At 56.8% G+C, this 12,263-nt stretch carries 9 protein-coding genes; 4 read left to right on the forward strand and 5 right to left on the reverse strand.

Annotation, left to right across the window (positions count from 1 at the left end; all coding sequences use genetic code 11):
- Positions 1-45: 45 nt before the first annotated feature.
- The 3 genes from prfA to Q1K31_RS04305 all read left to right on the forward strand — a co-directional run bounded on the left by prfA (position 46) and on the right by Q1K31_RS04305 (position 2,847).
- Complete coding sequence (prfA, locus tag Q1K31_RS04295; protein ID WP_300377098.1) at positions 46-1,122, forward strand: peptide chain release factor 1; 1,077 nt, start codon at positions 46-48, stop codon at positions 1,120-1,122.
- The gene (prmC, locus tag Q1K31_RS04300; RefSeq protein WP_300377100.1) at positions 1,115-1,969 is read left to right on the forward strand and encodes a peptide chain release factor N(5)-glutamine methyltransferase; all 855 of its coding nucleotides are present in this window, start codon (positions 1,115-1,117) and stop codon (positions 1,967-1,969) included. The genes prfA and prmC overlap by 8 nt, the downstream gene beginning before the upstream one ends.
- A gap of 185 nt (positions 1,970-2,154) precedes the next feature.
- Entirely contained in the window at positions 2,155-2,847 is a 693-nt protein-coding gene (locus Q1K31_RS04305; protein ID WP_300377102.1) for a DUF4167 domain-containing protein, read from the forward strand.
- 81 nt (positions 2,848-2,928) lie between these two features.
- Here Q1K31_RS04305 and Q1K31_RS04310 read toward each other — a convergent pair whose 3' ends face one another.
- The 3 genes from Q1K31_RS04310 to Q1K31_RS04320 form a co-directional block, all read right to left on the reverse strand.
- A complete protein-coding gene (locus Q1K31_RS04310) occupies positions 2,929-3,954 on the reverse strand; it encodes a ribonucleotide-diphosphate reductase subunit beta (RefSeq protein WP_300377103.1) in 1,026 nt (341 codons plus the stop codon).
- A gap of 114 nt (positions 3,955-4,068) precedes the next feature.
- Entirely contained in the window at positions 4,069-5,109 is a 1,041-nt protein-coding gene (locus Q1K31_RS04315) for a lipid A deacylase LpxR family protein (protein ID WP_300377105.1), read from the reverse strand.
- 70 nt (positions 5,110-5,179) lie between these two features.
- On the reverse strand, positions 5,180-6,010 hold the full coding sequence (locus tag Q1K31_RS04320; RefSeq protein WP_300377107.1) for a lipid A-modifier LpxR family protein: 831 nt from the start codon (positions 6,008-6,010) through the stop codon (positions 5,180-5,182).
- A 714-nt stretch (positions 6,011-6,724) separates the two neighbouring features.
- Here Q1K31_RS04320 and Q1K31_RS04325 point away from each other — a divergent pair.
- Positions 6,725-8,932 (forward strand): TonB-dependent receptor, encoded by a 2,208-nt coding sequence (locus Q1K31_RS04325; RefSeq protein WP_300377109.1) that lies wholly within the window; start codon positions 6,725-6,727, stop codon positions 8,930-8,932.
- A gap of 139 nt (positions 8,933-9,071) precedes the next feature.
- Here Q1K31_RS04325 and Q1K31_RS04330 read toward each other — a convergent pair whose 3' ends face one another.
- Positions 9,072-10,943: a ribonucleoside-diphosphate reductase subunit alpha gene (locus Q1K31_RS04330; RefSeq protein WP_300377111.1), complete on the reverse strand. Its 1,872-nt coding sequence runs from the start codon at positions 10,941-10,943 to the stop codon at positions 9,072-9,074.
- 446 nt (positions 10,944-11,389) lie between these two features.
- A complete protein-coding gene (locus Q1K31_RS04335) occupies positions 11,390-12,244 on the reverse strand; it encodes a DUF3298 and DUF4163 domain-containing protein (protein WP_300377113.1) in 855 nt (284 codons plus the stop codon).
- Between the last annotated feature and the right edge of the window lie 19 nt (positions 12,245-12,263).

Raw genomic sequence — 12,263 nt, forward strand, 5'->3', positions numbered from 1 at the left:
TGCTGGGTGCTTCCACTCCCTGCCGTTTCGTTTTAGATGCGGGACATGGCCAATATACCCATGTCCCGCCTCGAACAGGTGATCGACCGGTTCGATCAGGTTGAAGCCCGTATGGGCGCGACAACCGACAGTGACGAAATCGTCGCGCTGTCGCGTGAGCATGCCGAGCTAAAGCCCGTCGCTGACAAGGCGAAAGAGCTACTGGAACTCAAGAAAGAGCTCACCGAAGCTGAGACCATGATGGATGGTCCGGACAAGGAAATGGCAGAGCTTGCCAGCGAAGAGTATTACGAAATCAAGGAGCGACTGCCTGCGCTCGAGCAGGAAGTTCAGGTTCTCCTCATCCCCAAGGATGTCGACGATAAGGCTAATATTGTCCTTGAAGTCCGTGCCGGGACAGGCGGTGACGAAGCTGCCCTGTTCGCAGGCGATCTTTTCCGGATGTACACCCGTTACGCCCAGATCGAGGGCTGGAAAGTCGATGTCGTTTCCATGTCTGATGGCGATGCTGGCGGCTACAAGGAAGTTATCGCGAATATCGAGGGAGACGGCGTATTCGGCCGGATGAAATGGGAAAGTGGCGTCCACCGCGTCCAGCGCGTACCGGAAACCGAAAGCGGCGGGCGTGTCCACACATCGGCCGCTACGGTTGCCGTCCTGCCTGCTCCTGAAAACATCGAGATCGAGATTCGTCAGGAAGACTTGCGGATTGATACCATGCGCTCCTCTGGCGCCGGCGGCCAGCACGTGAACACCACCGATTCTGCCGTCCGGATCACTCACCTTCCCAGTGGCATTGTCACGACGAGCTCGGAGAAGTCCCAGCACGTCAACCGTGAACGCGCCATGGAGCAGCTCAAGATTCGTCTCTACGAGCGGGAGCGTGAGGAAAAGGATTCCGAACGCGCCTCGGCGAGAAAAGACCAGATCGGGTCTGGCGACCGTTCTCAGAAGGTGCGCACCTATAACTACCCGGAAAACCGGGTCAGCGACCACCGCATCAACCTGACACTGCATTCACTCGACAAGATCATTGCCGGCGACAAACTGAATGATGTTATCACGGCCCTGATTGCCGAAGATCAGGCGCGCAAGCTGGCTGCGATGGATCAAGATGCATGAGGCAAACAACTATAAGGCCCTGCTCGTAATCGCATCGAAGCGCCTGAAAGCTGCCGGAATATACAAACCTGCGCGCGAAGCCCGTCGCCTGATAATGCATGCCAGTGGCCTTGACGCCGCCGGCCTTATCAGTAGCGAGCTCTCGGAAATGCCGCCACAGACACGCGCGGCCTATTTCGATCTGATTGAACGGCGGACGGCAGGAGAGCCGTTCGAGTATCTGACCGGAGAAGCAAGTTTCTACGGTCTTGATTTCATATGTTCTTCCGCGACACTTATCCCTCGGGCCGACAGCGAAGTTGTCGTCGATGAAGCACTTGCCAGGCTCCCGCTTGGTCGCAAGGCACGTGTCGCCGACCTTGGCACCGGAACGGGCTGCCTTCTGATCGCCTTGATGAAGAATCACCCCGGTTTGCAGGGTATTGGAATCGAACAATCATCAGAAGCGGCAGAGATAGCGCGCCGCAACCTGGCCCGGCACGGCCTGACCGACCGAGCCCTTATCCTGCCGGAAAGCTGGACAGACACGTCGCAATGGCACAGCGCAGAACTTGTTATCGCCAATCCGCCCTATATCGCAGCAGCAACAATCCAGTCACTCGACAAGAGCGTTAAAGCCTTTGAGCCGCTAACAGCCCTTGATGGCGGTGATGATGGGCTTGAGGCCTACCGCAGCATAATTTCTCTTGCTGCCCAACATCTTTCTCCGGGTGCCTGGCTCGTTTTCGAAATCGGATATGACCAGCGCGAAGCCGTCTCGCGCCTCTTGCAAGAACACACCTTTACCTCCATTTCTTCAGTGCAGGATCATGGCCTGAGAGATCGTGTCGTATCCGCAAAACGCTGAAAGCGCAGCAGGGGGCTTGGCGAAGCAGGAAAGACTCGCTAGATGAGTCACAGGGCTGAGGGCTCCATCATAAAATCTGGACGCCCCGCCACGAGCAAGCGGAACATCTTCGAGTATATTCCCGACCGGGATGTGGCGCGATTGGTCTGAATTAACGGACAAGAACGGGATCAGGAATTTAGCGTATGCAACGCAAGCGCGGACGTGGACGCCGTTCAGGCGGAAACAACAACAATCCGAACCGGCATTACGAAAGCACTGGCCCGGACGTGAAAATTCGCGGCTCGGCACAGCAGATTCTTGATAAATATCTGCAATATGCCCGCGATGCTCAGACCGCTGGAGACCGCGTTAAAGCGGAAGCTCACTTCCAGCATGCAGAGCACTATGCGCGCATTGTCGCCACCTTCCAGAAAGACAAGCAGCGCAATAAGTCCGACGACAATAACAACTCTGACGACGACGAGAATGACAACAACCCGTCAGATTCCCGATCGGACGACGGTAACAACCAGAACCGGAACGATCAGGACCAGAACAGGTCCGGCGACAGTGACGGAAATGACGGCAAGAAACCCAAGAGCCGTAGCCGCAAGCCGCGTGAAAACAAGGACGATCCACTTCGCGTTATCGGAAGTGACGGTGAGACCAGCGGATCCGACAACAAAGACGATGAAAAGGCTCGCGAAACCGCGGATTCTTCAGAAAATGAGGAAAAGCCAAAACCGCGCCGGCGCACTTACCGCAAAAAGGCTGCCGAGCCTGAAGAGAGCGTCGAAAATGAAGGCGTAATGTCTACGCTCTCCCGGGGACGCTCGGACTCATCTGACAGTGATGACGACAAGAAGCAGGCGAATCAGACAGAGGCCGCCGAATAGAACCCAACTTTTTCTTTACCTTACAAATAAAAGGGCGCCTCCTGCGAGGCGCCTTTTTTTGTGGCGTTTCGTCAATATTGGTTATTCAGCAGCGACGTGACGCTTATGCTTGTCAAACATGGCCCAGACACCCTCCTGGCCATGCCAGTCGCCTTGGGTCGCGCCTTTGGAGTATTCCGTCGCACGCGCCTCGAAGAAGTTCGCATGCTCCACACCGTTGAGAATTTCCGTGAGCCACGGCAGCGGGTGCTTGTCGACCCCATAGATCGGATCGAGCTTGAGCTGCCCCATCCGCCAGTCAGCGATATAGCGGATATAGTTCTTGATATCAGCGGGCGTCATGCCCTGCACTTCACCCGCCTCAAAAGCAAGATCGATGAACTTGTCTTCCAGTTTTACGACCGTCTGACAGCAATCGGCGATATCGTCTTTTACCGACTTGGTAAGTGCGCCGGTTTCTTCCGCAAACGTATGGAACATTTTCATCATGCCCTCACAGTGCAGCGACTCATCACGCACTGACCAGGAAACGATCTGCCCCATGCCCTTCATCTTGTTGAAGCGCGGGAAGTTCATCAGCATGGCGAAGGAAGCAAAGAGCTGCAGGCCTTCCGTAAACCCGCCAAAGACAGCCATCGAGGTCAGGATGTCCTTTTCGGTCTCGACGCCAAACTGGCCGAGATAGTCGTGCTTCGCCGCCATCTCTTCATATTCCATGAAGGCGCCGAACTCGCTGTCCGGCATGCCGATCGTCTCCAGCAGCAGCGCATAGGCAGCGATATGCACAGTCTCCATATTGGAGAATGAGGCGAGCATCATGCGCACTTCAACCGGCTTGAAGAGCGGCATATAGTTTTCCATGTAATTTGCGCCGACCTCGACATCAGACTGCGTAAAGAAGCGGAAAATCTGCGTCAGCAGATTACGCTCTTTCTCGGTCAACTTGTTCGACCAGTCCTTGCAATCCTCGCCCAGCGGCACTTCCTCAGGCAGCCAGTGAACCTGCTGCTGGATCTTCCAGAAGTCGTATGCCCAGGGATAACGAAACGGTTTATAGGCGCGGCTCGGCGTCAAAAGGCCGGGGGCTTTGAAGTTTCCGTCTGCCATGATCATACCCTTTCTGAGATTCAGCACCATATATGGTGCCAAAATTGCCTCTCGAGCGCAATATATACCCTGCCCGAGGTTAACAATTTCCACAGCCAATCACCGGCCTGTGGATTAGTAGGCAATAGACATGGACACTGCACCGAACCTCTGCGGCCCATCCTGCCGCTGGAATTCCTCTGTGCGATGCACATAGGTAAAGGCGAGCTGCACATTACTTATGTGAACAGCCAGGCCCGCCTGCACATCCCCGACAAGCTTGTTGCGATCAGAAACACGCGGGCTGTCACGGAATGCATTCCCGTCCAGAAACATGTCACGCAGCACGAAACGTCCGTCCAGTCCGGCAAAAAGATATGCGCCGAAGGGCTGCTCGGGTGAAAACGTACCGGCCCCTGTCAGCGCGGGCCGGATTCGTGGCGGGCCAAAGTCAGATTCGAGATCCCACCCAATACGTCCAATAAGGCCAGTGCCTGCATAAGTCCGCACATTGCCAAGCGCACCCCCCGCATATGCGCCAAAGTCCGTCTCCAGCCCAAGCGGGAACGACGGCCCATCGAAAAGCGCCATACGCTGCGCAATAATCTCGATTCCGGGCTCATCCTTGAGCTGGTAATTCCATCCTTTCGGCTGCTCTTCATCAATCAGGTCGTGCCAATTGGTCTGCACAAACTTCCCACCTGCCGAAGGGCCGACAATCCCAAGATTGATCTGAAGAACATCCTGGATGTTGTCATCGGAGGCCAGTGCGGTACCCGAGACATACAACCAGCCCGCATAAGGCCGGTCATTCGGGTCCGGAAGCGCCCGAGAGATGTCTTCGGGCGTGAAGATCGCATGCGACAAGGCTAACCCCTGCCGCAGGTTGCGCCGGTCGAGGTCGAGAAAGGGCAGTCTTCTGGCCGCCCATTCCAGCGCAGGAAGCACCTCATTTTCTGGAGATACGCGCTCAATGCGGATACCATTAGAATAATTGCGGTCTGTGCCGCCAAACAAGTCATTCTCAGATGTCAGCGACCAGACCCCACGATGCAGTTCCTGTTCTTCGTCAACAGACTGGGCGAAAGACGGAAGGGCAAGCAGAAATATGCCCGCTGAAATGGCAAGACAGAATGACTTCGATACCATGATAGTAGAACAGACCCGCAGCTTCATGAACGCGGTCTAGACCGCAGCGCTGCGAACGTCAGCTTAAAATACCGAAAATCTATCAGACGCAAACAACCTAGCGGCGCAGCGTGAAACTGATACCGGCGAAGTCCTCAGTCTCTTCCTGCCCCCGAATGCCGCGCTCATTATACTCAACCTCACGGCGAATATAACTCAGCGAGAGCTGCCCACTACCACGTGTGAAGGATACACCGGCCTGCATATCACCGACCGTCACCTGATCACGCAGAGCCATACTATTCGTGAACTTCCGCTCGCGATATGGCTCGTAGACAAGTGCCTCACCATCAGCGCCAGCAAAAAGATACCAGCTCTTGGCATCTACATCCTCACCGCGCTGGTCAAAATTCTGACCAATGCGGATCTCCCCCCCAAAGCGGCGTGTCTCGAACTGGCCATCTTGCCGGACGCTCATGCGCGGCACAACACCTACATCAAAGCCAAGGCCAGTCTGCGCATTGCCTGCGGACAATGCTACAGAGGCATCAAACGCCTTCACTGCACGCGCTGGCGAGGCAAGGTTGGCCGATGTGCGGGCGCTCTCGAAATCAATAATGCCGGGCGCATTGGAAATACGCAGCACCGAAAAGTCACGCTTCGGACCTATTTTGGCATTAATGCTCCCCTGGCCGAGGACAGGTGGAGCAGAGAATGACGACTGCATATCCGTCTGGGAGCGGAGAACAGAAACATCAGCGCCTGCTTGCAGCGCCGGCACGGAAACCGCCTGCGCAAATCGGCCCGAAGATGATTTGCGCGCCCCCTCTTCTTCGGACTGATAGGTCACGACCTCGGACTGAACGCCACTCAAAGAATAGTTGTTTGCAGGGAGAGCTTCGCATCCCTGACAAGCCAGAACCATGAGTGTGGAAACACTGAGTATCATGCCTTGTTTTACGCCTCTATTGGCACGGACGCTCCCTTCCTCAAGTACGTTGAAGCATCACGTGTAATTCGACTCTAGCATGAAGGTCGCGCGTGCGGGACCCCCGCCGGAAAAATTAATGTTCATCTTGCATATCAGTAATTCGCTTTGCGCAAACCCGTTCCCAGCCCGATGGAATATACAGTTTGCGGCCTGCTTCAGTCGCACTGAACGATTGGCGGAAATTATAGATTTTTTCGATCTGAGTATTTCTGATGCTCGTCAGGCCTCTCCCGCACTTTTGGTATCTGGTGTCTTGCATGGAGGCACGCGCCTGTTATGAAGTAACGCTATGTGTGGCTGGTCACCTTCATTTGTTTTCAAGCTTGCCTTCGTAAGCCTGTTCCTCTGGGTTCAGGGCGTCGCGATCGCAGATGCAGCCGCGCACGGCGAACAACCTCACAAGCACTATGGCGTTTCATGTGAACTGCACGCCGTCGCCACCGAAGTGGCACCGCTGCCAGCGTCACCGCCCCTTCCCCGGCCGCCAAGTGTCTTTATACTGGCAGAGCAGCCTGCCACGAGTTTCCGTCCCTGGTCGCTTCCACCTGAGCGCGGCCCACCGCCAAGAGCCCCTCCGTTCCAAGATCAATAGCCATCATCGCCGCCCGCTGCGCCAGTGAATCGATGTGCGCTGCCGGGCGACATGCCTGTTGATTAAAGGAACTTTTTCAAATGACACCCCGCATACTCCGTCGCACTGTGGCGGCGACCCTGCTCGCAAGCGCGAGTCCTTTTGCTATCGCCCAGCAATCCGATAATGACGACCCCGCAAAACTTTCCACTATTATTGTTACAGGCGTCGGCCCCCAGCGCGATACGGATGAAATGATTGGCAATGCCAGCGCTGTCACACGCGACGACATTGTCGAAAACCTGCAAGGCTCGCTTGGAAATACGCTCGACACTGAGCCGGGCGTTTCAACAACCCACTTTGGCCAGGCTGCCAGCCGCCCGGTCCTGCGTGGACTCGGTGCTGAACGCGTGCTGGTGCTCACCAATGGCATAGGCGTCATTGACGCATCCGCCGCCTCGCCAGACCATCAGGTTGCAGGAGACGGCATCGACGCTGAAAAGATCGAGATTTTGCGGGGCCCAGCCGCGCTTGCCTATGGCGGCCAGGCCATTGGCGGCGTGGTCAATGTCATTGACGGTTTGATCGCCGAGGAACTGCCGGAACGGAATTTCTCGGGTGAGGCCTATGGTGCGTTTAACAGCGTCAACGATCGGGGCGAAGAAGGTGCCGTAAAGACCAAGATCGCCTCAGGCCCCTTCGTCTTCACCTTCTCAAGCTCGGGGCGGGACTTTGGTGACTATGACATTCCCGGCTTCGCTGAATCATCTGCTTTGCGGGCCAGTGAGGGACATCATGAAGAGCACGAGGGCGAAGATCACGCCGAAGATGCCCACGGCGAACATGAAGGTGAGGCGCACGAGGAAGCCCGTGACACACTGGAAAACTCCTTTGTGGAGACAGGCTCGCTGGCTGCCGGCTTATCATGGGTCGGCGAGGAAGCCTTTCTCGGTGTCGCCGTGCGCCGCCAGACCTCGAAATATGGCCTACCGGGCCACGATCATGCTCACGGCCATGAAGAAGAACATGCAGGTGAAGATCACGAGCACGAAGAGGAAGGACACGAACACGAGCACGAAGACCACGCGCATGGTGAAGAGGAAGGATCTCCTTTCATCGACCTTGAGCAGACACGGATCGACGTGCGTGGCGGCCTGGACCTCGGTGCCGGGCCGCTGACCCGGCTGGCAGCCAATCTGTCTTTTGCCGACTACGAGCACACAGAGTTCGAGGCGATTGGCGAACCCGGTACGGTGTATGAGAGTGACGGCGCCGAGGGCCGGATCGAGCTTGGCACCGATATTGCCGGCTTTGAAGGTGCATTAGGCGTGCAGGTCCTCGACAAGACGTTGGACGCCTTCGGTGAAGAAGCCTTCATTACGAAGACCGATACCAAGTCGACAGGGATCTTTGCCTACCAGACTCGCGAATGGGATGGCGGTTTCGGTATAGAGGGTGGCATACGCTATGATGCGACCGAACTCGACAACGTAAACTTCGGCACGCGTGAGTTTGATCTCTTCTCCGGCTCCGCCGGTGTCCACCAGCACTGGGATAATGGCTGGTTCGTTGGTAGCCAGGTCTCACTGACCGAGCGCGCACCGAATGAAAGTGAACTCTTCGCCGATGGCGCACACCTAGCAACGAGCCAGTACGAGGTCGGCAACACCAGCCTCGACAAGGAACGTGGCGTAAATATCGAAGGGACTGTACGCTGGCGCGGGGACAATTTCGGCTTCGGCGCGAATATCTTCCACGCTGAATTCGACGGCTTCATCTATCTCGCGCCAGGCACCACGACGGTCAATGGCGTTGCCGTGGACGAGGTCGACGAGCTGCCGGTCTTCTTGTTCACGCAGGAAGACGCAAGTTTCACAGGCAGTGAGATCTATGCCGACTACCGGCTCGACAACGGACCGCTCGGAGCCGACTGGGAGGCTGAAGCAAGCGTCGACTTTGTTGAAGCGGAGCTCGATAGTGGGGGGAATGTCCCCCTGACACCGCCGCTCACCTTCAATACATCTCTGGATGGCGACTGGGGCATGATCTCGGCCGGTGCGAGCGTGACCGTGGCCGGCGATCAGGATGATCCAGGCGCAGGCGAGCTGCCGACCGAAGGCTACACGACGCTCGACGTGCGCACTGCACTGGACGTCTCCAACTGGGGGATCGGCAGCCCGGGAACTGAGCTTTTCCTTGAGGCGCGGAATGTGACCGATGAGGAAGTGCGTTATGCAACATCTGTCCTGAAAGACAGTGTACCCGCACCAGGCCGTAACATTCGTGGCGGTGTGAGGCTCGTCTTCTAGCGTCACACCTGACCTTTCGGGCTGCCCGCTACGCCAAAGCCGGACAGGCTACAGGCGGTGGACGCAAAGGTGTCCATTCATGCAAAAACCCCGGCTCCTTCGAGCCGGGGTTTTCTTTAGTCATCGGTGACCGAGTAAATCACTGGCAGGCCAGACACTCGTCATAATCCGTCATCGGCATGTCCATGCCCTCAGCCTTTTCCTTGTCGGCTGCTCCCGCGAAGCTCGCGCGCTGAACCGATTTGGAGCGGCAGTAATAGAGCGACTTCAGGCCCTTCTCCCATGCCGTCCAGTGCAGCATGTGAAGGTCCCACTTGTCGATATCAGCCGGCAGGAAGACGTTGAGCGACTGCGACTGGCAGATATAGGGCGTGCGGTCGGCCGCAAGTTCGATGATCCAGCGCTGATCGAGCTCGAAGGCAGTCTTGAAGACAGCCTTCTCGTGCTCATCAAGGCCTTCGAGGTGCTGGACGGAGCCCTCATGCTCGAGGATCGAGGTCCACGTCTCTTCATTGTCGAGCCCCTTGGATTCCAGAAGCTTCTGGAGCTGCTGGTTCTTCACCGTGAAGGAGCCTGACAATGTCTTGTGGGTGTAGACATTGGCCGGGATGGGCTCGATGCCGGCGCTGGTGCCACCACAGATGATGGAGATCGAGGCCGTCGGCGCGACAGCCATCTTGTGACTGAAACGGGCCATCATGCCAGCGTCGCGCGCATCCTCGCAGGGCCCGCGCTCCTTGGCGAGCTTGACCGACGCCTGATCGGCGCCTGCCCGGATGTGCTTGAACATCTTCTCGTTCCACACCTTAGACATCGCGCTTTCAATTGGCACGTTCATGGTCTGCAGGAAGGAGTGGAAGCCCATCAGGCCGAGGCCGACAGAGCGCTCGCGCTTGGCGGAGTAGACGGCGCGGGCCATCTCGTCCGGCGCACGGGCGATGAAGTCTTCAAGGACGTTATCGAGGAAGCGGTAGACGTCTTCCAGGAAGTTCTCGTCCTTCGACCATTCGAGGAATTTTTCCGCGTTCAGCGAGGACAGGCAGCACACGGCCGTGCGGTCTTCGCCATTATGGTCGACGCCAGTCGGCAGGGTGATTTCGGAACACAGGTTGGACTGGTGAACCTTGAGGCCGAGCTTGCGCTGGTGCGCCGGCATGGCGTTGTTCACCGTGTCGGTGAAGAGCAGGTAGGGCTCACCGGTCTGGATGCGCAGCTCGAGGATTTTCTGCCAGATCTTGCGGGCATTCACCTTGCGCAGGACCTCACCGCTCTTTGGGCTACGAAGACCGAACTCTTCATCATTCCGGACGGCTTCCATGAACTCGTCGGTGATGTTGATACCATGGTGCAGGTTCAGCGACTTGCGATTGAAGTCCCCGGAAGCTTTCCGAATTTCGAGGAACTCTTCGATTTCCGGATGGTGGATGTCCAGATAGCAGGCCGCAGAACCGCGGCGCAACGAGCCTTGCGAGATGGCAAGCGTCAGCGAGTCCATTACACGGATGAACGGGATAATGCCGGAAGTCTGCCCGTTCTGGCCGACCTTCTCACCAATCGAGCGGACATGCCCCCAATAGGTGCCGATGCCGCCGCCGTTCGAGGCAAGCCAGACATTCTCTGTCCATGTCTCGACAATGTCGTCCAGCGAATCGCCGACCTGGTTCAGGAAGCACGAAATCGGCAGGCCGCGGTCAGCACCACCGTTCGACAGCACTGGTGTGGCCGGCATGAACCAGAGTTTCGAGATATAGTCATAGATGCGCTGGGCATGATCCTGATCGTCCGCGAAAGCGCGCGCCACCCGGGCGAACATATCCTGATAGCTCTCACCCTTGAGAAGATACCGGTCTTCCAGCGTCTTCTTGCCGAACTCTGTCAGCAGTGCATCGCGCGACTCATCGATCTCGATTTCGATATCGGTAACGAGCTTCAGATCCGGGCGTATCTGCCCCTTTGGTTTGCCCCGGCGCAGGGCGGCTTTTGCGGTCGTCGCAGCATTGCTCGCAGACATTCTCTAACCTCTCCAATCGGCCCGTCATATATGGGGATCCTGCCACTGAGACGCCATATATCCGGTGCCTCAACCCTTCCCCAATACTAGATATAGTGTTCCCAAGGTTAAGGCTTGGTCAATGGGGCAAGCGAAAGTTTCCACATCTAAGCCGTGGAAAACCCGTAAAACTATAGTTAACACAGCCCTGCCGGGCCCGTCATCATGGGCGAAAAAGCCCCACAAAAAAATACAAACCGGAAAGCCCGAAAAGAAGCCTTGTCCCACCATATACAGAAAGGTGGAGCTATTCGGCGGAATTCCGGGACCTGTTTGAGGGTTTCACCGCGAATCAGGCCGGCAAATTACGGGGAGCTGTCAGGCGAATTCACCCACTGCCTGCGTCCTGCGCAACCAGCGACCGGATCACGAAACAATTACAGACAGATGGATGGTTTCCGCCAAAGTCAGGGCTTAAACGGTGCGCCTGCAAATGCCTCTTTGTAGGCAGGCTTCAACGCAGAAGCGAAAGCTTCATGAGAGACAGCCACCTCGTAAACACCTTCGGCATACGCACCGACCTCATACGGGGCGAAATGGTAGACGAAGCCGCCTGCCTTACCTTCCTCGCTGGAGCGCGCGATCGTAAATCCCTCAAAAACGGCATCATTGCCCTCAAAAGCCGGATTTACCCATGACTTCATCAATTCATCATCGCTGAGACCGGTGCTTTCCAGACGCTCCCGCTTGACCTTCAGAAGCTCCACCTTGAGCGCATCCGTCATCAGATTGCGTGCGGCGTCCACGTCCTTGAAGAAATCTTCGAAAACGAGTGCCGTCTCCGCTTCCCGATCCCAGTTGAGCATATCGAAACCAACGTTCGGATGCGCCCCGCCGGTATAGGTTGAGTAAGTCCCCAGATAGCCGGCCAGACGTCCGGTTTCTGGGCCGACCTCGACCCAGTTTACATCAAGTGAATGCGGGCGAAACTCGAACCCCTCCCTGGCAGCTTCGGCCTTGTCAGCCTCTGCAGCAGAAACGAAGTCTTCTGTTCCGCGGTTGGCACGTTCGCGGATTTCCTCCGCGAGCGGCGCAGGCAGGTCGGCAATGTTGGCCGGCAAGCTGATATCAATTGTAGCCGCCTGCTCACCATTCACGACAGATATCTGTGGGGCATCGGTGAAGAGGTCACCTGTGCTGGCCTCTGTGCCCTTGGCGCCTTGTGGGACAGAGCCAGCCGCGCTGCCAGAAGGTGCCTGCTCTGCGCCGCAAGACGCAAGCGTAAATGCGCCTGCAGCGAATATCCAGCTGACCTGACCCATGAACTCCCCTCTTCAGTAA

Origin of the sequence: Henriciella sp. (genome assembly GCF_029936995.1) — a bacterium.
Lineage (GTDB): Bacteria > Pseudomonadota > Alphaproteobacteria > Caulobacterales > Hyphomonadaceae > Henriciella.